Consider the following 25,031-nt stretch of genomic DNA (forward strand, 5'->3'; position numbering starts at 1 on the left):
ACTGCGGGGCTCGGGCTGTTGGCGTTTGGAAGCAGGACCGGCCCGGCAGGCTGGCTCAGCCCGCCAGGACCGCTCAGCCTGCCAGGACCGCCTGGCGGTCGGCAATCTCGGTCCGGATCGCCTCCAGCACGGCACGGACCGGGGCCGAACGCAGCGCCTCGGGCCGCGCCACAGCCCAGATGGGCAGCTGGCGCTGGAAGTCGTCCGGCAGGACGGGCAGAAATTCCGGCCGGCCCGCCACGAGGAAATTGGGGAGCAGGCCTATCCCGGCGCCCCGCCGGACGGCCTCCAGCTGGGCGAAGACGCTTGTGGCCTGGAAGCTGGACCGGGGCACCGGCAGCTGCGTTGAACGGTGGCCCAGCTCCGCGACCTGGAGCGCCGATTCCACGTAGGAGACAAAGCCGTGCTGCCGGACGTCGTCGAGCGTTGCCGGAAGCCCGTGCTCCTGCGCATAGCCGGGACTGGCGTACAGCCTGAGGAAATAGTTGCTCAGGAAGATCGCGCGGGCGGTGGTGGTGTCCATGTTGCCCACCACCACTTCCAGGTCCACGCCGGAGCGGTTTTGGCTCACCTTGCGGGTGGCGCTGAGCAGTTCGACGTTGAGCAACGGATTCGCCCGCTGCAGCCGGACGAGGGCCGGGGCCAGGAATTCGGCGCCGAAGCCGTCCGGGGTGCTGATCCGGACCAAGCCGGAGACCACGTCGCCGGAGCGGGCAATGCTGCTGGAGAGGGCACCGAGAGTGCCCTCGATGGCTTCCGCCGCCGCGACCGCCTGGCTGCCGAGTTCGGTCAGCTCCCAGCCGTGCGGGCTGCGTTCGAGCGTCCGGCCGCCGAGCTGTTTGTCGAGGGCCAGGACGCGGCGGGAAATGGTGGTGTGGGTGGTGCCGAGCGTCTCGGCCACGGCGTTGAACCGGCCCAGCCGTGCCACGGTCAGCAGGATCAGCAGGTCGTCGGGGCTCGGAAGCCGGCGCAAGTCCACTATTGTCCCCCTCTGCAGCGAGTGTGGCGGAGCCAGAGCCGTCATTGTGCATCTGTGCACATGGCATCTGTGATTTTTTACCTTGATTGCACTCTAGCAGGGTGTGATGGTGGACACGGGGCGCCGGAGTTTCGGTTTTCAGGCCGGAGCGCGTCGAGGCGCCCGGCAGCACATCAAGCAAAGGAGCTTAAGCCATGGCAGTCATCGCCTGGATCGGACTCGGAAACATGGGCGGATCCATGTCCGTCAACCTCTCAAACGCCGGACACGAAGTCCGTGGCTTCGACCTCAACAGCGCAGCCGTTGCCGCCGCCGAAGCCGGGGGAGTCAAGGCCGCCGGCAGCATCGCCGAGGCCGTCGCCGGTGCCGACGTCGTCTTCACCATGCTCCCCAAAGGTGAGCACGCCCGCGCCGTGTACCTCAGCCAGGACGGCGTCCTTGCCCACGCGGACACCCGGACCCTCCTGGTGGATTCCTCCACCATTGACATCGCCTCCGCACAGGCCCTGCACGACGCCGCCGCTGCCGCCGGCTTCCGCTTCGTCGACGCACCCGTCTCCGGCGGCATGAGCGGCGCGAAGGCCGCCACGCTGACGTTCATGATCGGCGGCGAGGCCGGCGCCGTCGCCGACGCCACCGAATACATCCGCCCGATGGCCGCGAACATCATCCCCACCGGCGGCGCCACTACCGGCCAGGCCGCGAAGATCTGCAACAACCTCATGCTCTTCATCAACCTCGCCTCCACCGCCGAGGGCGCGGTCCTGGCCGATCGGCTCGGCCTGGACAAGCAGGTTTTCTGGGACATCGCGTCGGTCTCCTCCGGCGACAGCTGGGCGTTGCGCACCTGGTACCCCGTGGCCGGCGTCGTGCCGACCGCCGCGTCCAACAACGACTTCGCTCCGACATTCACCACCGAACTGGCCAACAAGGACATCGGCCTGGCCATCAGCGCCGCGCGGGACACCGGCACCCCGCTGGAACTCGGCGAGCACGTCCAGCAGCTCTTCCAGCGGCTCATCGACTCCGGCCAGTCCGGCCAGGACTGCTCGATGATCGTCAAGCTCGTCGACGGCACCCTCGAGTCCGCCAACTAGCCCTTAACGGCCCTGCCCTTAACGGCCCTGCCCTTCACGGCCCTGCCCTTCACGAAAGAGACCCACCCATGGAACGCATCCCGCACTTCATCAACGGCGCCCTGATTGCCGACGCCGAGCGCTTCGGCCCCGTGTTCAACCCGGCCACCGGCGAGCAGGAGAAAGAGGTCGGCATGGCCTCCGCCGCCCGCGTCGAGGAGGCCATCGAGGCCGCCCGCGCCGCCCTGCCCGGCTGGCGCGCCACGAGCCTGGCCAGGCGCACAGCCATCTTCTTCAAGGTCCGTGAACTGCTCATGCAGCGCCGGCCCGAACTCGCGGCCCTGCTCACCAGCGAGCACGGCAAGGTCCTCTCTGACGCGGAAGGTGAAATCACCCGCGGCCTGGAGAACATCGAATTCGCCACCGGGCTCTCCCACATGCTCAAAGGCGAACGCTCGGAGCAGGTCTCCGGCGGCGTCGATGTCCACTCGGTCCGCCAGCCGGTCGGCGTCGTCGCCTGCATCACGCCGTTCAACTTCCCCGCCATGGTGCCGCTGTGGATGATCGGCAGCGCCCTGGCCTGCGGAAACACCGTGCTGCTCAAGCCGAGCGAGAAGGACCCGTCCTCCGCCATCTTCATCGCCCAGGTCTTCGCTGAGGCCGGGCTGCCGGCAGGGGTGCTCAACGTGGTCCACGGGGACAAGGAAGCCGTGGATGTCCTGCTGGAACACCCGACGGTCAAGGCCATCAGCTTTGTCGGCTCGACGCCGATCGCGCAGTCCATCTACAAGCGCGCCGCCGATCACGGCAAGCGCGTCCAGGCACTGGGCGGGGCGAAGAACCACATGGTGGTCCTGCCGGACGCGGACCTCAACATGGCCGCGGATGCCGCCGTCTCGGCCGCCTACGGCTCCGCCGGGGAGCGCTGCATGGCAGTCAGCGTCCTCGTCGCGGTCGGCAGCATCGCCGACGACCTCGTGGAGGCGATCACCACCCGCATGGCAGCCCTCGCGATCGGCCCGGGCACGGACCCGGCCTCCCAGATGGGTCCGCTCATCACGGCCGAGCACCGCGACAAAGTGGCCTCCTACGTTGCCGGCGCGGCCAACGAGGGCGCCACCGTGGTGGTGGACGGCCGCGAACACGAATTCGACTCCAACGGCTTCTTCATCGGCGTCAGCCTGATCGACCACGTCAAGCCCGGAATGAAGGTCTACGACGACGAGATCTTCGGGCCCGTCCTCTCCGTGGTCCGCGTCGAGACCTACGCCGACGCCGTGAAGCTGGTCAACGACAACGAGTTCGGCAACGGCGTGGCCATCTTTACCCGCGACGGCGGCGCCGCCCGCCAGTTCGAGTTCGACGTCGAGGCCGGCATGGTGGGCGTCAACGTGCCCATCCCGGTGCCGGTGGGCACCTTCTCCTTCGGCGGCTGGAAGAATTCGCTGTTCGGCGACACCCACATGTACGGCCCGGAAAGCATCCGTTTCTACACCCGCGGCAAGGTGGTCACCACCCGCTGGCCGGACCCGTCCACCTCGGTGATCGACCTCGGCTTCCCCCAGGTCGACTGACGCTTCTGCCCGTCAAAGCGACGCGGGGTCACTTATCCGGCACTGGATTATGGGCCGCAAGTGACCCCTCGTTGCTTTCGGGGTCCGGGATTAGAGTAGGCAGACAGGGACAGCCAGGATCCGGGAGGCACCATGACCACGCTCGTCAACCGTCCCAACACGGCATTGCTCGTCGTCGATATGCAGATCGGTGTGGTCGCTGAGGCATACCGCCGCGACGACGTCGTCGCAACCATCGCCGCGCTCGTGGACAAGGCCCGCGGCGCCGGGGTGGACGTCGTCTGGGTGCAGCACAGCGGTGAGGAACTCCCGCGCGGCAGCGACGGCTGGCAGTACGTGCCGGAGCTCGCGCGCCGCAGTTCGGAGCCGCTCGTGGCCAAGGAGTACAGCGACGCCTTCGAGGCCACCGACCTGGAATCCGTGCTGGCCGGGCGCGGCATCGGGCGCTTCTTCCTGGCCGGTGCGCAGACCGACGAGTGCATCCGCTCGACCCTGCACGGCGCGATCACCCGCGGCTACGACGTCACGCTGGTCGCCGACGCCCACACCACCGAGGACCTGACCGAGTACGGCGCCCCGCCGCCGGCTCTGGTGGTCGCGCACACCAATCTGTACTGGCAGTACCACAAGGCGCCGGGGCGGACGGCGGGAACGGTCAAAGCGGCCGACGTCGAGTTCGCCGGCCCGGCAGGGTCTTAGCCCTTCATGATTTCCGCGCGCTGGGCCATGTAGTCCTCCATGGACAGCTTGCCGTCGGTGTACTGCTGGTCGAGCTCGGCCAGCTTGCGGGCCCGGTAGCCCTGCCCGGCCGACGGCGGCGGAGACTGCGGCGCCTGCGCCTGTCCCGCGCCCGGCGCCGGGGGAGTTTGCGATGCCTGCGGCCGTTGCGGTTGCGGCGGGTTGTTCAGGTACTCCGGGCTGTCCTCGTACGGGACGGGGGACTGGTAGCCGACCGGGTTTGGGTACTGCTGGCCGGGGTACGGCTGGTTCGGGAACGGCTGGTCCGGAAACCGGGGACGGGGGTTCTGCGCGCTCGGGTACTCCGCGCTGGGGTACGGCGGGTTGGGATACGGCTCGTTGGCAGGACCCGACTGCTTCGGGGCGCCCAGCTGGCCAAAGCCGCCGAAGTAGTCCTGCTGGGTGTAGCCATCACGCGGCTGGTTACCCTGGCCGGGGTTGTTCTGGCTGCCCGGGAACCGGCCGAACTGTCCCGGCGTGCCCTGGTTCCGGCCGCGGGCAGACCTGCGGTAGAGGCGCATCGCCACGGGAACCAGGAAGGACAACACGATGATCCAGAAGAACATACTGCTCACGGTACTGGGCCTTTCAGCTGCTGGGCCTTCTCATCTGCGGGCTCATCTGTAGGGCCGGAGAAGTGTTCCTCCAGCTTATGCCCCGCAGGCTCAGGCCCGAAGCCTCAGGACCGGACCGCGTCCTCGGCTCCGGGCGGGCCTTCGCCGGAACCAAGCGGAACGCCGGGACCGAACACCGGTCCGGCCAGCGGCCGCTTGGCCGTCATGCCGTCGCCGGAGGAGCGGTGCCGCAGCCGGCGGACCACCCAGGGGACGAAATACTCCCTGGCCCACACCAGGTCCCCGCTGCGCGCCTCGCGCCAACTGCGCTGTGGCAGCGGTTTGGGGGAGAGGGGCTGGAGCGTGTGCTCGACGTTCAGCGAGTCCAGCACCATGGCCGCGATCGTGTGGTGGCCCAGCGGTGAGAAATGCAGCCGGTCGACATTCCACATCTGCGGGTCATTGAGCTGGCGCAGCGACCACATGTCCGCGATCACGGCGTCGTGGCGCGCGGCGATCGTGCGCAGGTTCTCGTTGTAAATGGCCACCTTGCTGCGGATCCGGCCCAGCACCGTGGAGCCGGTATCCGGGCCGTTGAACAGGACAACGGTGGCGCCGCCCAGGCTCAGGATCTGCACCACCGAATCCAGCTTTTCGGCCAGCACGTCCGGATCGCCGCCCGGGCGGATGAGGTCGTTGCCGCCTGCGGAGAGCGTGATGAGGTCCGGTTTGAGGGACAGGCAGTGAGCCATTTGCTGGTCCACGATCTGCTGCAGGAGCCGGCCACGGACGGCCAGGTTCGCGTAGGCGAAGTCGTTGTGCCCACGGCTGAGTTCCTCGGCCACGCGGTCCGCCCAGCCCCGATGGCCGCCCGGACTGGCCGGTTCCGGATCGCCGATGCCCTCCGTGAATGAGTCGCCCATCGCCACATACCGGGTCCACGGGTGGGTGACGGTGTCAACGGTGGTCTCGGCTGGGGTGTCCGGTGAATTTTCCATGGGATAGGTATTGCTCACCCCCTTATCCTGCACTGTTCCCGTTTAGCTGCGCCACCGTATTAGCTGCGCCCCGTAATTTGTTACCGTCGGGTAACTGTAAGAATAGTTCCATGACTCACGCTGACGCCTTCCCCGCCCCTGTCGTCCAATGGTCCCAGAAGGAGCAGGAACGGGCCGGCAAGCCGCTTCTTGTCCTGTTGCACGGCTACGGCGCCAACGAACAGGATCTGCTCAGCCTGGCCGGGATGCTGCCGCAGGAATTTGCGGTGGCCTCGTTGCGCGCCCCGATCGCCATGGGACCGGGCTTCACCTGGTTCCCGCTGACAGGGTCCATTGACTACTCGCTCGACGCCGTCAAGGTCGCGGCAGGCTACGTTCAGGACTGGCTCGACGGCGTCAAAGCCAACCACCCGTCGGTGACGCTGTTGGGGTTCTCGATGGGCATGGCGATGGCCACCACGTTGCTGCGGCAGCGGCCGGCGGACTTTGCCGCCGTCGTCGGGCTGTCAGGGTTTGTCGTCGACGCCGGCGATGACCCCAGCTTCCGCGACGGCGAACTGGACGGCACTGTGCCGCTGTTCTGGGGGCGGGACCAGCAGGACCCCGTGATCACCGAGGACAAGATCGACTACACCGTCGGCTGGGTGCGCAAGCACGTGAAGCTCACCAAGGTCCTCTACACGGGCATGTGGCACGGCATCAACCAGCAGGAGATCGGCCACGTCTCGGAGTTCCTCACGCACGTGGTGCTCAACGCCAAGAAGTAGGCGCGCCGGGGAAGTGTGCGCCGGGAAGCGGCGCCGGGCGGGCGGCTAGGCGGCCGGGGGCGCGCTGATCCGCACGGTCCGGCCGTTCACGGTGACGGTGTCGCCGTCGTGCAGCTGGCGGCCGCGGCGCTCGTCGATTTCGCCGTTGACCTTCACCAGCCCGTTCTTGATCAGTTCGGCGGCCTCCACGCCGTCCTCGACCAGATTCGCAAGCTTCAGCAGCTGGCCCAGCCGGATCATGCTGTCGCGGATAGTGATGTCTTCGAATTCCGGATTGCTCATACAAGCAATAATGCCTGACCTAAGGTGGCACCTATGACCCATCACCGCCGTCTTCCGCTGATCGTCGGCCTGCCCATGGCCGTCGCAACGGGACTGTTCATCCCGATCCAGGGCCGGATTAACGGCGCCCTCGGGGTGGCGCTGGAGGACGGAATCGGTGCCGCCGTCGTCAGCTTCAGCACCGGACTGCTGGTCATGACGGTCATTTCCCTGGCCTTGCCCCGGGGCCGCGCAGGGCTGGCGCGGATCCTGCCCGCCGTGCGCGAACGGCAGTTTCCGCCGTACTACGTCCTGGCCGGCTGCATCGGCGCCCTCTTCGTCTTCGCCCAGTCCTTCACCGTGGGACTGCTCGGCGTCGCCCTCTTCACGGTGGCCGCCGTGACGGGACAGACCCTCAGCGGCCTGCTGGTGGACCGGATGGGGATCGGACCGGCGGGGAAGAGGCCCATTACCGGCATCCGGGTGCTCGGCAGTGTGCTCACCGTTGCCGCCGTCGCCTGGGCGGTGTCGCCCAGATTCAGCGCCGGGGAATCCGGGCTGCAGTTGCTGGTTCCCGTGATGCTTCCGCTCCTGGCCGGGTTCCTGATGAGTTTCCAGCAGGCCATGAACGGCACAGCCACCGTGCACTACGGCACCCCCATCGCCGCGACACTCGTGAACTTCATCGCCGGAGCGGCCCTGCTGTGGGTGGCCTGGCTGATCAAACTCGCCGTGGCCGGGGCCGGCAACCCCCTCCCGGCGCAGTGGTGGTACTACCTTGGCGGCCCGCTCGGCTGCATCTTCATCGGCATCGGCGCCCTCCTGGTCCGCAGCCTGGGCGTGCTGGTCACCGGCCTCGGGATGATTGCCGGCCAGCTGCTGGGGTCCCTCGGACTGGACCTTCTATTGCCGGTGCCCGGAACGGTGATCGCCCTCCCCACGGTCCTCGGCACCATCCTGACGCTCGGCGCCATCGTCCTGGCCACCCTGCCCTGGCCCAAGGGCGCGCTGAAGCGGTAGCGGGCCGGTAGGCTTGGAGTTTGCATCGCACTGTTCGCAGTGCATTGTTCGTATCGCTTTGTTCGTATCGTCCCGGCCGGCAACCAGCCGGCGTCCCGGGGCCAACACCACGGACCGCACCCAGCGGCCCTGTAGAAAATTGGAGTTCCCATGGCAGCAAAATCCGTCCTCGACCAGATCATTTCCCTCGCCAAGCGCCGGGGATTCGTTTTCCAGGCCGGTGAAATCTATGGTGGCTCCCGTTCTGCCTGGGACTACGGCCCGCKCGGCGCCGAGCTCAAGGAAAACATCAAGCGCCAGTGGTGGCAGTCCGTGGTCCGCGGCCGCGACGACGTCGTGGGCCTGGATTCCTCCGTTATCCTGCCCCGTCAGGTGTGGGAGGCCTCCGGCCACGTCGATGTGTTCTCCGACCCGCTGGTGGAGTGCCTGTCCTGCCACAAGCGCTACCGCGCGGACCACCTCGAGGAAGAGTACGAGGAGAAGAAGGGCCGTCCCGCCGAGAACGGCCTCAAGGACATCGCCTGCGCCAACTGCGGCACCCGCGGCCAGTGGACCGAGCCCCATGAATTCTCCGGGCTGCTCAAGACCTACCTTGGCCCCGTCGCCAGCGAAGAAGGCCTGCACTACCTGCGGCCCGAAACGGCCCAGGGCATCTTCGTGAACTTTTCCAACGTCCTGACCACCTCGCGGAAGAAACCGCCCTTCGGCATCGGCCAGATCGGCAAGTCCTTCCGCAACGAGATCACGCCCGGCAACTTCATCTTCCGCACCCGCGAGTTCGAGCAGATGGAGATGGAATTCTTCGTCGAGCCCGGCACCGACGAACAGTGGCACGAGTACTGGATGAAGGAACGCATGTCCTGGTACACGGGCCTGGGCATCCGCGAAGAGAACCTGCGCTTCTTCGAGCACCCGCTGGACAAGCTCAGCCACTACTCCAAGGGCACCACGGACATCGAATACCGTTTCGGATTCCAGGGCTCGGAGTGGGGCGAGCTCGAGGGCATCGCCAACCGCACCGACTTTGACCTCTCCACCCACGCCAAGGCCTCCGGCGCGGACCTGAGCTACTTCAACCAGGCCACCAACGAACGCTACACCCCGTATGTGATCGAGCCCGCTGCCGGCCTGACCCGTTCGTTCATGGCCTTCATGATCGATGCCTACACCGAGGACGAGGCCCCCAACGCCAAGGGCGGGGTGGACATCCGCACCGTGCTCAAGCTCGATCCGCGCCTGGCGCCGGTGAAGGCGGCCGTGCTGCCGCTGAGCCGCAACGAGGACCTGTCCCCGAAGGCCAAGGACCTCGCAGCGCAGCTGCGCAAGAGCTGGAACATCGAGTTCGACGACGCCGGCGCCATCGGCCGCCGCTACCGCCGCCAGGATGAGATCGGCACCCCGTTCTGCATCACCGTGGACTTCGACACGCTCGAGGACCAGGCCGTCACCATCCGCGAACGCGACACCATGAGCCAGGAACGCGTCTCCCTGGACAAGGTGGAGGGTTACCTGGCCGCACGGCTGATCGGCGCCTGATCATGGCGATCGCATACCGGGAATGGCGGGAAGGCGACGACCTCGCGCTGCTGGAAATCTGGGGCGGCCCTGAGACCGTCCAGGCCGGACAGTTCCGCGGGACGCTGTCGCCCTCGGGCAATTCCCCGTGGCGCCGCTGCATCGTGGCCGAGGACGTCGTGGACGGTGTCGCCATTCCGGTGGCGGCCGCCGTGGTCCACGAGGCCTCGCTGCACCCGGACCGGCTCTGGGCGTATGTCGAGGTCGCCCGGGACCACCGCCGCGCCGGCCTGGGGTCCACGCTGCTGACCATGCTGCGGCACGAGGCCGCCCAGGCGCCGTCGGGCGTGTCCAGACTGCGCTGCAAAGTGGAGCCGGGCACACCCGGTGCGGCGTTTGCCGAGGCCGCGGGCCTGGCCCCGATCCAGCGTTCCCGCCTCGTCGTCGTTGACCCGGCTCCGCTCAAGCTGCCGGTGTTCGGCGACGGTTCGGAGTCCGCGGCCACCGACCAGGTCGAGGACCTGGCCACGGGTTCGGTGGAGCTCAGCGACGTCGTGGGACGCTACTACACGGCCGTGCACGGCTGGGACAGCCCGGGGGAGCTGAGCGTCGCCGCGGTGCAGCGCCTGTTCCTCGATGACCTCAGCGGCGCCCACGGAGCGATCGTGCTGCGGGCGCCCAAGGCCAGCGCCTTCGGGCACGGCATCGCGGCCAGCCGCAAGGGCCGGCTGGAGGGGTTCGCCATCAGCTACGCCCAGGGAATTCCGGGGGCCGACGGCGGCGCCGATGCCGGTGCCGGCGGCGCGGCCTCGACCACTGAGCCTACTGAGGTGTTCCTCGGGCACGAGCCCAAGCTTGGCGCGGACGAGGCCAAGGCCGCCGTCCGGGACCTTTTGGCCCTGATCGCTTACCAGCACCCGGTGATGCTCGAACTGGACGACGCCATGACCGCCCTGCGCACCGTCGTCGAACCGCTGCTCGAGAGCGGCAAGGCCCATGTCCAGGGCTCGGAAACGCTCGTCGTCTCCGACCCGGCCTAGGCCTTAACCCGACTGACCCGCAGCTGTAGCCGTAGAAAGCTCTATGACGGCCGCAGCTGCGGGTCAGTCTGCGTTAAGACCCACTTATGGGGGGCGCCGTTATTTGGGCATCACCGGCGGCACGAAGTCGAAGGTCATGCCCAGCAGCCAGACGAGCAGCAGGACCACCGGCAGGTGGAAGACGAACTGCAGGAAGGTGAAGCCCACCAGGTCCCGGGCGCGCAGCCGCAGCACCGCGAGCAGCGGCAGCATGAAGAACGGGTTGACCAGGTTCGGCAGCGCCTCGGCGATGTTGTAGATCTGCACGGTCCAGCCGAGGTTCATCTGCACGTCGGTGGCCGACTGCATCACGTAGGGCGCCTCTACCAGCCATTTTCCGCCCCCGGAGGGGACCAGGATGCCCAGTACAGCCGTGTAGAGGGCAATGACGACGGCGAAGCCGCCGCCGCTGCCGATGTCCGAGAAGAACGCCGCGAGGTGGGTGGAGAGGCTCATGCCGCCGGTTCCCGTGGCCTTGGTCAGGATGGCCGCCATCGCCGCGTACAGCGGGAACTGCACGAGGATGCCCGCGGTGGCCGGGACGGCCTTCGTCACGGCCTGCAGGAAGTTCCGCGGCGTCCCGTGCAGGACCAGGCCCAGGATGAGGAACACGAGCAGGTAGCCGTTGAGGCTGCTGACCACGCTGAGGAAGGACTTGGTGAGGAACTGCGAGACGAGCCAGCCGAGCGTGAGGACGCCCGCCAGGATCGGCAGGACCCGGCTGTATTCGAGCCATTCGCCCGGCCGGGAACGCGGCGCGGACTCGGCCGGCTCGTCGTCCAGGTCCACGCCCAGGTCCTCTGCGGTGCGGATCGAGCCGCCCTGGGGCGCGGAGAAGTGAGCAATCACGGTGGTCAGGGCCATCAGGATGGCCAGCGTCAGCAGTGACTGCCAGGTAAAGATCGTGGTGCCGAAGTCCAGGATGCCCGTGATCTTCAGCAGCGCCGGCGGCAGCGACGCGGCCGTGGCCTGCAGCTGCGCGGCAGAGGAGGACAGCCCCAGAGCCCAGACGGCGCCGAGGCCCATGAACGCCGCCGCACCCAGGGCACGGTAATCCACCGTCAGGTCCTTGCGGCGGGCAATCGCGCGGGCCAGCAGCCCGCCGAAGATCAGGCTGAGCCCCCAGTTGAGGAAGGACACGGACATGGCGAGCACGGCCACGAAGCTCACCGCGGTCCGCGCCGTTGACGGCACGAGCGCCAGCCTGTTGATCAGTCTCGCCACGGGCGGGGAGGTGGCCACGACGTAGCCGGTGAGGACCACCATGGCCATCTGCAGGGTAAAGGCCGTCAGGTCCCAGAAGCCGTTGCCGAACGAGTCGGCGATTGCCTGGGGCGTGGCGCCGATGGCGAGTGCGGCCACCGCGATGATGACGACGCCGGCGAGGGCGAAGATGTAGGCGTCCGGGAACCACCGCTCCGTCCACGCCGCCATTCGTTGGGCTATCCGTGCGAGACCGCGTTCTTCGGTTCCGCTCTTGGTCACGACTGTGCTTGCCACAGGTGTCCCTCTCCATTGAGTGCTTTTTGTACCCCACGGAGTTTAGTCAAGACGATGGCGGAAGTAGGGCTTATCGGCGCTTGGCACCTGCGCGCCGGGGGCCGTCGGCCTCGTCGAGCCGGCGTCTTTCCTCCTCGGTCGGGGCGCCGCCGCCAAGACCGGCCGGCATCCACCAGGCCCCGGGGGCCGGTCGCAGGGGGAAATCGGCAATGCCGGCGTCGATCCCGTCCTGCAGGGTCTTGGCCAGGCGCGCCGTCGCGGCCCGGGCGTCGTCGGCCGGGTCCGGGAGCGAGCCCGGAAGGATCGGCTCGCCGACGTGGATGCGGACCGGGGCGCGCCAGGCGTGCCGAGGCGAGAAGGCATGGTGGCGGGTCATCAGCCGGTGGGCGCCCCAGATGGAGACCGGGATGATCGGCACGCCGGCCTCGGCGGCCATCCGCACCGCACCGGTCTTGCATTCGCGCACCGTGAAGCTGCGGCTCACGCCGGCCTCTGGCAGGACGGCGACGTATTCGCCCTCCCTCAGGCGGGCGACGGCGGCGTCGTAGGCGTGTGCTCCCGATCCGTACCCGACCACCACATGCCCGGCGGCGCTGACCGCGGGGCCAGCAAACCAGTGGTCGGCGGCGCCCTGCGTGATGAGGAAACGCAGCTGGGCCCGGTTGTGCCACCACAGCAGCATCTCGGCAAAGGCAAAGTCGAGGTAGCCGAAGTGCGTGATCGCGATCACGGCGCCCTGGCCGGGCACCACCGGGCGGGACGGGAGGCGGGTTGATGCGCCGCGGGTTGAGGCATTGGGAGGCCCGGGCTGGGGCAGGTGCTCCCGCCCCGTGACGAGGACGCGGATCCGGAACAGCCAGCGCAGCGCCAGCCCGGTGCGGACAATGAAACGGTAGAACCGGTCGCTGGGCTCCGGCCGCCACTTCACGGGCCGCCAGCCCAGCCCGTGCCGGGCACCTGCCGGGCCGCGCACGTCAGTGTCCGCCCACCCGCCGCCGGGGCGGCCAGGGCAGGAAGCCGGAGGTGGAGTCGATGTATTCCTTGTACCCGGGACGCGCGGACATTGCCTTTTCCGTCAGCGGCTTCCCGGTCTTGCCGGCGAGCGTCCAGATCATCAGGGCGGGGGAGAGCACGGTCAGGACACCCGGCCAGGAATCGGCCGCCACCAGGAACAGCCCTGCCCAGACGGCGGCGTCGCCGAAATAGTTGGGGTGGCGGGTGTAGCGCCACAGGCCGGTGTTGAGGACGGTGCCGCGCCTGGCGGGATCGGCCTTGAACTGCGTCAGCTGCCAGTCGCCGACCGTCTCGAACACGAAGCCAAGGATCCAGAGCAGGACGCCGGCGAACGCCAGCCAGCCCAGGCTTCCCGTGGCGAACATGCCGACCTGGATGGTGAGCGAGACGAAGAACATCACCAGCCCCTGGGGCAGGTAGACCCGCCGCAGGGCATAGACATTGCGTGATCCGGGCGCTCCGGCGAGCATGTCCACGTAGCGCGGGTCCTCGTGGCCGCCGCGTGCGCGTGCCCCGATGTGGACGGCGAGGCGGATGCCCCACACCGCGACCAGGGCAAGCAGGAGCAGCCGCCTGCCGGCGTCGCCGTATCCGGCGGAAAGCACCCACGAGATGCCGGCCACCACCACGAAGCCCAGACCCCAGACGGTGTCGATGACGGAGTGCCGGTTCTGCCGCACGGCAACCGCGAAAGTCACTGCGAGCAGCACCACGAGTCCCGCGATGACCCAGGGCAGGCTGGCAAGGAAGGCATCGAGCGGGAACGGCGGCATCACAACACCACCGGCATACGCGTTCCGGCCGCCGGCGGGGCGCCGCCGAGGGCGCTGCGCAATGCGTCCCTGGCGCCGGAAACATCGGCCCCCGTTGCCTCGCTGAAGGCGTCCAGGACGAAGCCGTTCGCCAGCACGTTCCACAGTGGCAGCCGGCGGATCATGAAATGGCCGGCCTCCTTGAGCGAGACGTAGTCAACGGACGCGGCGACGCCCTCGGCGCGCCGGGCATAGTCCAGTGAGTTCGCCGGGCTGGTCCAGCGGTCGTCGGTCCCGTGGACGATCAGGACGCGGCGGCCCGCGACAGGCTGGACCGAGGTCTTGTGGTTCAGCCACGGGGCGAGCGCGACGACGGCCTCGACCTGCGCGTCGTCGGCCACGCACAGCGCCGTGAGACCGCCCATGGAGTGGCCCAGCAGGTACACCGGCACGCCGGGATGTTCCTGGCTGATCCGGGCGAGCGCCCAACGGGCATCGTGAACGGGGGACATGTCCTCCCCGTTCCAGCCGCGGTAGCGGTTGCGCAGGGTCCACACGGCCAGCCCGTGGGGGCCGCCCTGCCTGTGCAGCGCCCGGGCGAAGGGCACCATCCGGGCCGGACTCAGGTGCCGGCCGCGGACTGCGTCAAAACTGTCGGCCCGCCCGCCGTGCAGGATCAACACGACTCCGCGGGCCTCCCCGGCGGCTTCGGCGATGGTCAGCACGGCTTTGGCGACGGCCCCGGAACGGCGCGCCTCCGGCTCGCGGTCGTCGAGTTTGCGCATTGCCACGTATGTCTCCTTCCGGTCCTTCGTCCGTCAATTACCAACCATAGGTTGCGGCCCCCTCCCGTCAAGGCCGGTGGTCCCTAGTGTGGATTCGGAGCCGGCGCCCCCGGTGATGGGTGCGGCCGGCACGCGTGCATTTGCTGGCGCCCTTGACGGGGAAATGCGGGAAGAGTAGGCATGAGCAGGTAAACCTCCGGGCGCCACGCCGGCTGGGAGCGCAGAGAACCGTCCGGTCGAATCTCACGACGAAATCGACGGTATACATAATGAACGGAACACAGTTCGATAGCCTGCGCGGGCAAGTCCGCGGGCAGATCATCACGCCCGGCGACGCCGGCTACGATGCGGCACGGGCAGTCTTCAACGGCATGATCGATAAGAGGCCGGCAGCGGTGGCCCAGGTATCCCAGGTGGCCGATGTCATCTCCTGCGTCAACTTCGCCCGGGACAACTCCCTGGACCTGGCGGTCCGCGGTGGAGGACACAGTGCCCCGGGCTTTGGCACGTGGGATGACGCCCTGGTCATCGATTTCTCCAACATGACCGGCGTCCGGGTTAATCCGGCAGCCGCGACGGCGCGCGCGGAGCCGGGTGCGACGTGGGCTGACTTCAACCACGCGACCCATGCCTTCGGGCTGGCAACTCCCGGCGGCATTGTCGGCTCGACCGGCATCGCCGGGCTGACCCTCGGCGGCGGCATTGGATACCTGAGCCGCAAGTATGGACTCAGCTGCGACAACCTGCTCTCTGCCGACGTCGTCACGGCCGAGGGAAAATTCCTTACCGCCAGCGAAAGCGAGAACGAGGACCTGTTCTGGGCGTTGCGCGGCGGCGGCGGGAACTTCGGCGTCGTGACGTCGTTCGAGTACCGGATGCACCCCGTGGACATGGTCCACGCCGGCATCATCATTTACCCCATCGAGCATGCCGAGACGGTGGCGCGGTTTTACCGGGACTACATGGCCACCGCCCCTGAAGAGTTTGGCGCGTTCCTGGGCTTCCACCAGGGTCCTCCTGTTCCGTTCCTGCCCGAGGAATGGCATGGCAAACCGGTGTGCGTCATCGTCGGCATGTGGACCGGTGATCCGGCGGAAGGTCCGGCACGCTGGCAGCCGTTCCTGGACGCCGCGCCGGCTGCGGGATCCATGGTGGGACCAATGCCGTACCCCGCCTTGAACTCGGCATTCGACCCGCTGCAGCCCCCTGGCATGCAGGCCTACTGGAAAGCGGATTTTCTGGCAGAACTGAACGACGGTGCCATCGCGGCGCACATCGAACACGGCAGCAAGGTCCCCAGCGTGCAGACCGCGGTACACCTCTACCCCATCGATGGTGCGGTCCAGCGGGTGGGCGTGACGGACACGGCGTTCGCCAACAGGAACGTGAAGTTTTCGCCCGTGATCGCGGCGCAGTGGATGGACCCCGCGGAAAACGAGGCAAACATCGCGTGGGTGCGGGACTACGCGGCCGCCCTGCGGCCCTATTCGGCCCCCGGCGGCTACATCAACTTCATGGACGGCGATGATCTACCCAGGGTTGCGGAGAACTACGGGGAGAACTACAAGCGGCTGAGGGAGGTCAAAGCCAAATACGATCCGCAGAACCTCTTCCACGTCAACCAGAACATCGCGCCGGCGTAAGCGCGGCGTCATCGGTCCTGAGCGGAACCGCCCACGCCGTAAAGTTTTCGGCATGAGGTTGAACTGCTGATGGGCGCCGGACACTCGCACTCCCACAACGAACATCCGGAGCCGACGCCTCAAATGCTGGCTGCGCGGAAGAAGGCCAACTGGATCCTGGCTGCCATCCTGATCCCGCTGACCCTGCTGACCCTGGCGGCCATGGCTTTCATGTGGCCGTCGGGAAGCAAGGAAGGCATCACGCTGGCCAGCCCGTACGCGGCGGCCCCGGGGGTGACGTTTGACACCGGCAAGATCCAGCGGGTCGTCGTCGGCAGCTGTTCGGATGTCCAGGCCGGCGGTGACGCCGCCCAGCAGGGCACCTCCGGTTCCGGGGCCGCGCCGCAGCCGCCGAACGAGGGCTCTCAATGCACGTTCGCCTACACCGAGCCGGACAAGGGCGGCAACCCGGTGAAAGTGGTCATCAACCCTGACGTCGCGAAGTCCCACGGCGTGAAGCCCGGGGACGGCATCCGCTACCTGAACCTCTCCAAGGTGCAGGGCGCCGCGGGCCAGGGCGCGCCGGCCTATGTCTTCGTCGACTTTGTCCGGACCCTGCCCATCGTCTTCCTGGCCGTGCTCTACGCCGTCGTGGTGATCGCCGTGGCGCGCTGGCGCGGACTGCGGGCCCTGATCGGGCTTGTCGGCGCATACGTGGTGCTTGTCTCGTTTATGCTGCCCGGGCTGGTCGAGGGCAAGCCGCCGCTGCTCCTGGCTCTCGTGGGATCCACGGTGATCATGATCGGGGTGCTCTACTTCGCCCACGGCTTCTCCGCCCGCACGTCGACGGCGCTGCTCGGGACGATGTTCGGCCTCGCCATTACGGCGCTGCTGGCGGCCTGGGCCACCGACGCCGCCAACCTCGCCGGTGTGGGCAGCCACGACGCTGCCACCCTGACCAACATCTCAGACAACATCTCAATCTCCGGCATCATCCTGTGCGGACTGATCATTTCCGGGCTGGGCGTGCTCAACGACGTCACCATCACACAGTCCTCGGCCGTCTGGGAACTGTGGGAACTGGCCCCCGAAACCAGCGCCCGGCAGCTCTTCACGTCCGCCATGCGGATCGGCCGGGACCATATCGCCTCCACCGTCTACACCATCGCGTTTGCCTATGCCGGCGCGGCCCTGCCGGTGCTGATCCTGGTCATGCTCTACGAGCGGCCGCTCGGGGACGCCCTGACCAGTGCCGAACTTTCCGAGGAAGTCATCCGCACCCTCGTCGGCTCCGTGGGACTCGTCCTGGCCGTGCCGGTCACCACCCTCATCGCCGTGCTGGTGGTCAAGGCCACCGGCATCAGGGGCGGTGCGGCCAGGGGCGGTGCGGTCAGGGGCGGCGCGGAGACGCCCGGTGCCGCTTCCGCCCGCGTGCTGGCCGGCGGCCGCGCGCCCGCCGCCGGTGCGTCCGACTGGGGCGGGTCCGACGGCGGCGGGTCTGCGGAGACCGAGCCGGATGGCATCGGGCCGGCTGGGACTGGGCCGGATGAGACCGAGCCAGACCTAGTCGGGTCCGGCGGTGCCGGTGCCGGTGGCGCCACCCGCCGCGGGCGGCGGGCCGCACTGCGGGGCTGACTACGAATCTGCCCGCACCGAACGCCGCCAGATCGGGGAGATTTCCACATAGCCGGAGCGGGACCGGGCCGATTTGCCCGTCTTTGAGACAATGGTCGGGTGACTGTTGTAGCAACCCCTCCCGCCCCCAAGCTGGAACTCCCGCCCCTGAAGCTGGGCCCGATCACGGTGGACACCCCCGTGATCCTGGCTCCCATGGCGGGCATCACCAACTCCGCCTTCCGCAGACTGTGCCGTGAATACGGCGGCGGCCTGTACGTGGCGGAGATGGTCACCTCGCGTGCCCTCGTCGAGCGCACGCCGGAGTCGCTGCGCATCATTTCGCACGACGACGACGAAAAAGTCCGCTCCGTCCAGCTGTACGGCGTGGACCCCGTCACCGTCGGCCAGGCCGTCCGGATGCTGGTGGAGGAGGACCGGGCGGACCACATCGACCTCAACTTCGGCTGCCCCGTGCCCAAGGTCACCCGGCGCGGCGGCGGATCGGCCTTGCCATGGAAGATCGACCTCTTCACCTCCATCGTCCAGACCGCGGTGAAGGAAGCCTCCAAGGGCAATGTCCCGTTGACCATCAAGATGCGCAAGGGCATCGACGAGGACCACCTGACCTACCTCGACGCCGGCCGGATTGCCCGCGATTCCGGCGTCGCAGCCGTCGCCCTTCATGGCCGAACGGCAGCACAGTTCTATTCCGGCCAGGCCGACTGGTCCGCCATCGCCCGGCTGCGCGAGGCCCTGCCGGACATTCCCGTTCTCGGCAACGGAGATATCTGGTCCGCGGAGGACGCAGTCCGGATGGTCCGCGAAACGGGTGTGGACGGCGTCGTCGTCGGCCGTGGCTGCCAGGGCAGGCCCTGGTTGTTCGGCGACCTCATGGCCGCGTTCGAAGGCAGCGACCAGCGGCACCGGCCGGACCTGCGCCAGGTTGCCGAGAGCGTGTACCGGCACGCTGAGCTCATGGTCGAGACGTTCGGGGACGAGGGCAAAGCCCTGCGCGAAATCCGCAAGCACATTGCCTGGTACTTCAAGGGCTACGTGGTCGGCAGCGAACTGCGGACCAAGCTGGCGCTCGTCACCAGCCTGGAGGTGCTGCGCGGCACCCTGGACCAGCTGGACCTCGACTCGCCGTATCCCGGAGGCGACGCCGAGGGTCCGCGCGGCCGCGCCGGTTCGCCCAAAAAACCGGCACTGCCCAAGGACTGGCTGCTGAACCGGACGCTGGATGATGCCCAGACCCGCGATATTTCCTTCGCCGAACTGGATGTCTCCGGTGGCTGAGACCCGGACCACCGCGCCCGTCCTCGACGGGTATACCTCCCGCGACTGGGCCCGCTGGGTCGAGGAGCCGCCCAAGAGCACCTACCGCTCGGACTTCGAGCGGGACCGTGCAAGGGTCCTGCACTCCTCGGCGCTGCGCCGGCTCGGCGCGAAGACCCAGGTGGTGGCCCCGGATACCGACGACTTCGTCCGGACCCGGCTCACGCACAGCCTCGAAGTTGCCCAGGTGGGCCGCGAATTGGGCCGTGCGCTGGGCTGTGACCCCGACGTCGTGGACACCGCATGCCTCAGCCACGACCTCGGCCACCCGCCTTTCGGCCACAATGGCGAAGCGGCCCTCAACGAAGTGGCGCACGGGATCGGCGGCTTCGAGGGCAACGCCCAGACGCTGCGGCTGCTGACGCGGCTGGAGCCAAAGGTCCTCGCCGCCGACGGCCGGCCGGCCGGCCTGAACCTGACCCGGGCCAGTCTCGATGCCGCCGCCAAATACCCGTGGTCCGCGGTAAACGCCCCGGTCATCCACGGGGAGCGGACCAGCAAGTTCGGTGCCTACGAGGACGACCTCCCCATCTTCGACTGGATCCGCGACGGCGCCCCGGAACGCCGGTCCTGCCTCGAAGCGCAGGTCATGGACCTGGCGGACGATATCTCCTACTCGGTGCACGACGTCGAGGACGCGATCGTCGCGGGGCATTTCCAGCTGCGCTGGATGGACAACCCGGACCACCGCGCCCGCGTCGTCGGCTACGCCAAGCAGTGGTACCTGCCGCACAACGATCCCGCCGCGATCGACGCCGCCCTGGCCCGGCTGGAGGCCACGGACGTCTGGGTGCGCGAGGCCGACGGCAGCCGCAAGGCCATGGCGGCGCTCAAGGACATGACCAGCCAGCTCATCGGCCGCTTCTGCCAGAGCGCACTGGAGGCCACCCGCACGGTCTACGGCCCGGAAAACCTGACCCGCTACAACGCGGAGCTGATCGTCCCGGATGAGACCGTGATGGAAATCGCGGTCATGAAGGGCCTGGCCACCACCTTCGTGATGACCACCGAACACCGGCAGCCCATCTACGAGCGCCAGCGTGAGGTCCTGCACGCCCTCGTCACCGCACTCAGCGCCACGGGGGCCCGCCACCTGGAACCGATGTTCGCCGCCGACTGGCTCGACGCGGGCGACGACGCCGCGCGGCTGCGTGTCGTCATCGACCAGGTCGCGTCGCTGACGGACGGCTCGGCGCTGGCCATGTACGAGCGTCTCGTGGGCAGCCTGCCGTCGCTGTGGTGAGGGCCACCATGGCCGGCCCGTCGGCGTCATACCCGGGGACTAGGATGGCAATGTGGCCGGCCTGATCAAACGCGAAGACATCGATGAAGTACGCCAACGCACCGACATCAAGGAAGTCATCGATGGCTACGTGACGCTCAAGGGAGCCGGGCTCGGGTCCTACAAGGGTCTGTGCCCCTTCCACGACGAGCGTTCACCCTCCTTCACCGTTCGGCCCCAGGTTGGCCGATACCACTGCTTTGGCTGCGGCGAGGACGGCGACGTCATCTCCTTCGTCCAAAAGCTGGACCACATCTCCTTCCACGAGGCCGTCGAGAAGCTGGCCCACCGGATCGGCTTCGAGCTCCACTACGAGGACGGCGGCTCCGGGCCCAACCGGGAGGACATCGGCCGGCGCCAGCGGCTGCTGGACGCGCACAAGGTGGCCGACGAGTTCTTCCGCGCCCAGCTGCTCACCCCCGGCGCCGCAGAGGGCCGCAACTTCCTCTACGGGCGCGGCTTCGACCGCGCGGCGGCCGAACAGTTCGGTGTGGGCTACGCGCCGCAGGGCTGGGACTCGCTCCTCAAACACCTCCGCGGCCGCGGCTACACGGACCCGGAACTCAAGCTGACCGGCATGTTCTCTGAAGGCGGCCGGGGGATCTATGACCGTTTCCGCGGCCGGCTGATCTGGCCCATCCGGGACATCGCCGGCGACACCATCGGCTTCGGTGCCCGCAAGCTCTACGAGGACGATCAGGGACCAAAGTACCTGAACACCCCCGAAACCGCGCTTTACAAGAAGTCCCAAGTCCTCTACGGAATCGACCTCGCCAAGCGCAACATCGCCAAAGACCGCCAGCTCGTGGTGGTGGAAGGCTACACCGACGTCATGGCCTGCCACCTGGCCGGCATTCCGACGGCGGTAGCCACGTGCGGGACCGCCTTCGGCACCGAGCACATCAAGATCGCCCGCCGGCTGCTCTCCGACGACGGCAGCGGTGGAGAGGTCATCTTTACATTCGACGGCGACGCCGCCGGGCAGAAGGCCGCCCTGCGCGCCTTCGAAGAGGACCAGCGGTTTGTCGCACAAACCTTCGTGGCGGTCGAACCCAACGGCGCGGACCCCTGCGAACTGCGCCAGTCCAAGGGCGACTCCGCCGTCCGGGATCTGATCGGTAGCCGGCGCCCGCTGTTTGAGTTCGCCATCCGGGCCACCCTGAAGCGGCACAATCTGGACACGGTCGAGGGCCGGATCGCGGCCCTGCGTGAATCCGCGCCCGTGGTGGCGCAGATCCGCGACGCCGGAATCCGGCCGGCCTATGCCCGGGAGCTCGCCGGCTGGCTGGGGATGCCGGTCGAGGAGGTCAGCAGGGCCGTCGGCGCGGCGACCAAGCGCGCCGCACAGGCTGCATCGGCTCCGCCGGGCGGCGGCCAGGCCCAGAGCCACGGGCAGGGCGGCGGGCAGGGCTATGCGGGGTCCGGCCGCGGCTTTGCCGGGACCGCGCCCGGCGTTGCCCCCTTGCCGCCGTCGGCCGTACTCCCGTCCTTCAACCGCCCTGATCCCCGGGACCCCGTGGCCGCGATGGAGCGCCAGGCGCTTGAGGTCGCGCTGCAGGAACCCGGCATGCTCGAGGGCGAGACGTGGCAGCGCTTCTCGGAGGCGCGGTTCTCCACACCCGCCTACCTCGCCATCCACGAGGCCATCCGGGCCACCGGACTCGAGTTTTCGGGGGATCCGGTGCGCTGGGTCGAGCAGTTGCTGCAGGAGGTCCCCGAGCCCCTGCGCCCGCTCGTGTCCGAGCTCTCCGTGGTGCCCCTGCCGGCCAACACCCCCGAAGGCGTCCTGCGCTACTGCAAGGACATCCTCGCCCGCTTGTTCGAGCTCCAGATCACCCGGGTCAAGGCCGAGAAGATGGGCCAGCTGCAGCGTCTGGACGCCTCGGCCGACCCCGAAGAATTCCAGCGGCTGAATCGCGAACTCATGCAACTTGAGATGCAGCGGCGGTCCCTGCGCTCGGACGCCTGAGCCGCCGATTTCGTTTCCCGGGCTGGTGTTTGCTAGGCTTATACCCGCTTCATTCCTCCTTAGCTCAATTGGCAGAGCATTCGACTGTTAATCGAAGGGTTGCTGGTTCAAGTCCAGCAGGAGGAGCGCGCAGTCCCCGTTCCGGGTTCCGGAACGGGGACTTTTTTATACCCGGAGGGGGTATTTCGCGACTGGCAGGCGCTGGCCCCGCGGCCGATTTCCCTACCGGCAAAACCTTTGCTAATGTCGTACCTGCTTCATTCCTCCTTAGCTCAATTGGCAGAGCATTCGACTGTTAATCGAAGGGTTGCTGGTTCAAGTCCAGCAGGAGGAGCGGACAGGTCCCGCGGCCGGTGAAAACCAGCTGCGGGACCTTTTTTGTTTCCTCTTTTATTTCCTCGTCTTTGTTGCTCCGTCTATGGCCAGGGCTTTCTGCCGGGCAACGCAGTGGCGGGCGGGTCAGGTGGAGGTTCAGACGAAGTACATTTCCACCTGGAGGAAGCGCTGGGCCTCGGCGACCGCTGCCTGGAAGGCCTCCAGCTCCGTGGGGGACTTCCGAGGCTCCCGCGGGTGCCATTCATGCGGCGCCGAGTGCACCTGGGTGAAACCGCCGCCCGGGGGCGCATAGAAGATGCCGAACCGTTGCACCGGCCACTCCGGGGAAGATTCCGGTGCCACGAGAAGGGCGGAGTCATATGCGGGGTTGTACCACTGGGCAATCGGACGGCGGCGGTCTTCGGTGAACAGGCCGGCGGCGAACAGGGCCGCCGACTGAGGACTAGTCTGAGCGCACAAGCGATCCCACCACAGGGGCAGGATTCCGGCGTCGGACCGCTGCCAAGTGGCCGGAAGGGGCTGGTGATCCTGCCTGTCGGGCATGAAATAACTTTATCGCCCGCCGCGGATGTCGAACAGGGCACAACGGGGGCGCGGGGCTGCAGGCAACGGACAGGGCTGCGTGGGCGGACGGGCGGGGCCATGGGCACAGGGCGCGGCCACGGTGTTCGCCGTACTGGGGCTGCCCGGGGGACATGCTCAGTGCCGGCGCGATGCCCCTGGGGACATGTCCAGTGGTGGCGGGATGCCCTTGGGGACATGTCCAGTGGTGGCGGGATGCCCCTGGGGACATGTCCAGTGGTGGTCCTGGCGGATGGACATAGTGCCAATATGTCCAGCCCCGGGAGCCAAGAATGGGCATGTCCCGCGGGGAGGCTGTGAAGAATGGGCATGTCCCGTGGGGAGGCCGTGAAGATTGGGCATGTCCCGCGGGGAGGCCGCGATAAATGGGTATGTCCCCCGGGGGAGGGCCCGGCTACTGAATCGGTGGCACCGTGCTGGGCCGAACAACCAGCCACAGTGCAGCGGCCGCCAGAAGGATGCAGACGGCCTGGACGGCGCCCATCGGGGTTGCGGAGCTGACGCCGAGCCAGCCGACCACCGGCGAGACCAGGCCAGCCATCAAGAAGGTCGCCGCGCCGAGCAGTGAAGCCGCGGTTCCGGCCTGGGCCCCGTGTTTGGCCAGGGCCAGGACCTGCACGGTGGGGAAGGTGAAACCGGCGCCCAGGATGTAGAACCACAGCGGCACCAGGACGCCCCACAGCCCGAACCCCAGCTGGTCGAAGACGACAATCATGACGGCCATGACGAACATCCAGGCCGTGGAACAAGCCAGGATCCACTGCGGCGGGACGCGCTTGATGAGCCGCGCGCTGGTCTGCACGCCTGCCACGATGCCCAGCGAGTTTATGCCAAAGAGCAGGCCGTACTGCTGGGGCGTGAACCCGTAGACGTTCTGGAACAGGAACGGCGAGGCGGAGAGGTAGGTGAAGAGGCCCGCGAAGTTCATCCCGCCCACGAGCAGCAGGCCTACGAAGATCCGGTCGGAGAACAGCACCTTATAACGCTGGCCCATGGTCATCCCGGTTTTGCCGCGCAGTTCCGGCGGCAGGGTCTCCCGGATCACGAAGAGGGCCGCGATGATGACGCAGGTCCCGTAGGCGGCCAGGAACAAGAAGATGCCGGGCCAGGGCATCAGCAACAGCAGCTGAGAGCCGATGACCGGGGCGAGGATCGGGGCCAGCCCGTTGACCAGGGCCATCCTTGCGAACATCCGCACCATCGCGTAGCCGCTGAACAGGTCACGGACCATGGCCATGGCCACTACACCGCCTCCGGCAGCCCCGACACCCATGAGGACACGGAAGAAACCCAGCGTGGCGATGTCCGTGGACTGCGCGGCGCCCAGGGATGCCGCGATGTGGACCGCCGTCGCCACGATCAGGGGCAGGCGTCGGCCGAACTTGTCGCTCAGCGGGCCCACCACCAGCTGTCCCAGCGCGAAACCTATGGTCGTCCCCGTGAGCGTCAGCTGCACCGCGGCCGCGGAGACGCCAAGGCTGTCTTCCAGGGCCGGGAATGCGGGCAAGTAGAGGTCGACCGTGAACGGCCCTAGGGCGGTCAAAGCGCCGAGCGTCAGGATGTAGAGGAATTTGCGACGGCGGCTCAGGGAATCACCGGGATTGTGGGGTGTGCTCACAGAGGTCCATCCTAGGGCCCGCCGGGGTGGCCGGCCGGTGGCTGGGCGGGCGCGCCAC

General features: G+C 68.0%; 22 protein-coding genes and 2 tRNA genes. 14 read left to right on the top strand and 10 right to left on the bottom strand.

Features of this window, described 5'->3' with window-relative positions; genetic code table 11:
* Positions 1–73: 73 nt before the first annotated feature.
* Positions 74–973, bottom strand: a complete 900-nt coding sequence (locus tag AC1D0A_RS09140) for a LysR family transcriptional regulator (RefSeq protein WP_459385970.1) — start codon at positions 971–973, stop codon at positions 74–76.
* Positions 974–1,173: 200 nt separating this feature from the next.
* Between AC1D0A_RS09140 and mmsB the strand changes: the two genes are divergently transcribed.
* The 3 genes from mmsB (at position 1,174) to AC1D0A_RS09155 (ending at position 4,328) form a co-directional block, all read left to right on the top strand.
* Positions 1,174–2,076, top strand: coding sequence for a 3-hydroxyisobutyrate dehydrogenase (gene mmsB, locus AC1D0A_RS09145; RefSeq protein WP_476945646.1), 903 nt, complete (start codon positions 1,174–1,176; stop codon positions 2,074–2,076).
* A 68-nt stretch (positions 2,077–2,144) separates the two neighbouring features.
* Entirely contained in the window at positions 2,145–3,629 is a 1,485-nt protein-coding gene (locus AC1D0A_RS09150; RefSeq protein WP_476945647.1) for a CoA-acylating methylmalonate-semialdehyde dehydrogenase, read from the top strand.
* Between the two features lie 132 nt (positions 3,630–3,761).
* A complete protein-coding gene (locus tag AC1D0A_RS09155) occupies positions 3,762–4,328 on the top strand; it encodes an isochorismatase family protein (protein ID WP_476945648.1) in 567 nt (188 codons plus the stop codon).
* Here the strand turns inward: AC1D0A_RS09155 and AC1D0A_RS09160 are convergent.
* Together AC1D0A_RS09160 and AC1D0A_RS09165 are read right to left on the bottom strand one after the other, a co-directional pair.
* A complete protein-coding gene (locus AC1D0A_RS09160; RefSeq protein ID WP_243180357.1) occupies positions 4,325–4,933 on the bottom strand; it encodes a hypothetical protein in 609 nt (202 codons plus the stop codon). The two genes, AC1D0A_RS09155 and AC1D0A_RS09160, sit on opposite strands and share 4 nt — an antisense overlap.
* A gap of 113 nt (positions 4,934–5,046) precedes the next feature.
* Entirely contained in the window at positions 5,047–5,919 is an 873-nt protein-coding gene (locus tag AC1D0A_RS09165) for an SGNH/GDSL hydrolase family protein (RefSeq protein WP_043437127.1), read from the bottom strand.
* A 110-nt stretch (positions 5,920–6,029) separates the two neighbouring features.
* Here AC1D0A_RS09165 and AC1D0A_RS09170 point away from each other — a divergent pair, with 110 nt between their 5' ends.
* On the top strand, positions 6,030–6,686 hold the full coding sequence (locus tag AC1D0A_RS09170; protein ID WP_476945649.1) for an alpha/beta hydrolase: 657 nt from the start codon (positions 6,030–6,032) through the stop codon (positions 6,684–6,686).
* A 45-nt stretch (positions 6,687–6,731) separates the two neighbouring features.
* Here the strand turns inward: AC1D0A_RS09170 and AC1D0A_RS09175 are convergent, their stop codons facing one another.
* Complete coding sequence (locus AC1D0A_RS09175; protein WP_018774572.1) at positions 6,732–6,968, bottom strand: RNA-binding S4 domain-containing protein; 237 nt, start codon at positions 6,966–6,968, stop codon at positions 6,732–6,734.
* 33 nt (positions 6,969–7,001) lie between these two features.
* Between AC1D0A_RS09175 and AC1D0A_RS09180 the strand changes: the two genes are divergently transcribed.
* The 3 genes from AC1D0A_RS09180 to AC1D0A_RS09190 all read left to right on the top strand — a co-directional run bounded on the left by AC1D0A_RS09180 (position 7,002) and on the right by AC1D0A_RS09190 (position 10,522).
* Positions 7,002–7,967 carry a DMT family transporter gene (locus AC1D0A_RS09180; protein WP_476945650.1) on the top strand — a complete coding sequence of 322 codons (966 nt, stop codon included), beginning with the start codon at positions 7,002–7,004 and terminating at the stop codon, positions 7,965–7,967.
* Positions 7,968–8,117: 150 nt separating this feature from the next.
* The gene (locus AC1D0A_RS09185) at positions 8,118–9,503 is read left to right on the top strand and encodes a glycine--tRNA ligase (protein ID WP_476945651.1); all 1,386 of its coding nucleotides are present in this window, start codon (positions 8,118–8,120) and stop codon (positions 9,501–9,503) included.
* A gap of 2 nt (positions 9,504–9,505) precedes the next feature.
* Complete coding sequence (locus tag AC1D0A_RS09190) at positions 9,506–10,522, top strand: GNAT family N-acetyltransferase (RefSeq protein ID WP_243179641.1); 1,017 nt, start codon at positions 9,506–9,508, stop codon at positions 10,520–10,522.
* Positions 10,523–10,621: 99 nt separating this feature from the next.
* On the opposite strand, the gene AC1D0A_RS09195 is transcribed toward AC1D0A_RS09190, so the two are convergent.
* The 4 genes from AC1D0A_RS09195 to AC1D0A_RS09210 form a co-directional block, all read right to left on the bottom strand.
* Positions 10,622–12,061 carry a short-chain fatty acid transporter gene (locus tag AC1D0A_RS09195; protein ID WP_243179640.1) on the bottom strand — a complete coding sequence of 480 codons (1,440 nt, stop codon included), beginning with the start codon at positions 12,059–12,061 and terminating at the stop codon, positions 10,622–10,624.
* A gap of 70 nt (positions 12,062–12,131) precedes the next feature.
* Complete coding sequence (locus AC1D0A_RS09200; RefSeq protein ID WP_243180348.1) at positions 12,132–12,989, bottom strand: lysophospholipid acyltransferase family protein; 858 nt, start codon at positions 12,987–12,989, stop codon at positions 12,132–12,134.
* Between the two features lie 46 nt (positions 12,990–13,035).
* Complete coding sequence (locus tag AC1D0A_RS09205) at positions 13,036–13,848, bottom strand: DUF1295 domain-containing protein (protein WP_243179639.1); 813 nt, start codon at positions 13,846–13,848, stop codon at positions 13,036–13,038.
* A complete protein-coding gene (locus AC1D0A_RS09210; RefSeq protein WP_476945716.1) occupies positions 13,848–14,612 on the bottom strand; it encodes an alpha/beta hydrolase in 765 nt (254 codons plus the stop codon). The genes AC1D0A_RS09205 and AC1D0A_RS09210 overlap by 1 nt, the downstream gene beginning before the upstream one ends.
* Positions 14,613–14,881: 269 nt before the next feature.
* Here AC1D0A_RS09210 and AC1D0A_RS09215 point away from each other — a divergent pair, with 269 nt between their 5' ends.
* From AC1D0A_RS09215 to AC1D0A_RS09245, 7 genes are all read left to right on the top strand, one after another.
* On the top strand, positions 14,882–16,255 hold the full coding sequence (locus AC1D0A_RS09215; protein ID WP_243179638.1) for an FAD-binding oxidoreductase: 1,374 nt from the start codon (positions 14,882–14,884) through the stop codon (positions 16,253–16,255).
* A gap of 69 nt (positions 16,256–16,324) precedes the next feature.
* Positions 16,325–17,869, top strand: coding sequence for a YibE/F family protein (locus AC1D0A_RS09220; protein ID WP_243179637.1), 1,545 nt, complete (start codon positions 16,325–16,327; stop codon positions 17,867–17,869).
* Positions 17,870–17,968: 99 nt separating this feature from the next.
* The gene (gene dusB / locus AC1D0A_RS09225; protein WP_018774562.1) at positions 17,969–19,147 is read left to right on the top strand and encodes a tRNA dihydrouridine synthase DusB; all 1,179 of its coding nucleotides are present in this window, start codon (positions 17,969–17,971) and stop codon (positions 19,145–19,147) included.
* Positions 19,131–20,429, top strand: a complete 1,299-nt coding sequence (locus AC1D0A_RS09230) for a deoxyguanosinetriphosphate triphosphohydrolase (RefSeq protein WP_243179636.1) — start codon at positions 19,131–19,133, stop codon at positions 20,427–20,429. Before dusB ends, AC1D0A_RS09230 begins: the two co-directional genes overlap by 17 nt.
* Positions 20,430–20,481: 52 nt before the next feature.
* Positions 20,482–22,437 (top strand): DNA primase, encoded by a 1,956-nt coding sequence (dnaG, locus tag AC1D0A_RS09235; protein ID WP_028278283.1) that lies wholly within the window; start codon positions 20,482–20,484, stop codon positions 22,435–22,437.
* Between the two features lie 53 nt (positions 22,438–22,490).
* Positions 22,491–22,563, top strand: a tRNA-Asn gene (locus AC1D0A_RS09240).
* Positions 22,564–22,698: 135 nt separating this feature from the next.
* A tRNA-Asn gene (locus AC1D0A_RS09245) sits at positions 22,699–22,771 on the top strand.
* A gap of 137 nt (positions 22,772–22,908) precedes the next feature.
* On the opposite strand, the gene AC1D0A_RS09250 is transcribed toward AC1D0A_RS09245, so the two are convergent.
* Positions 22,909–23,316: a hypothetical protein gene (locus AC1D0A_RS09250; protein ID WP_028278282.1), complete on the bottom strand. Its 408-nt coding sequence runs from the start codon at positions 23,314–23,316 to the stop codon at positions 22,909–22,911.
* Positions 23,317–23,749: 433 nt separating this feature from the next.
* On the bottom strand, positions 23,750–24,973 hold the full coding sequence (locus AC1D0A_RS09255; RefSeq protein ID WP_476945652.1) for a multidrug effflux MFS transporter: 1,224 nt from the start codon (positions 24,971–24,973) through the stop codon (positions 23,750–23,752).
* Between the last annotated feature and the right edge of the window lie 58 nt (positions 24,974–25,031).

The organism is Arthrobacter sp. P1_D4 (assembly GCF_056406115.1).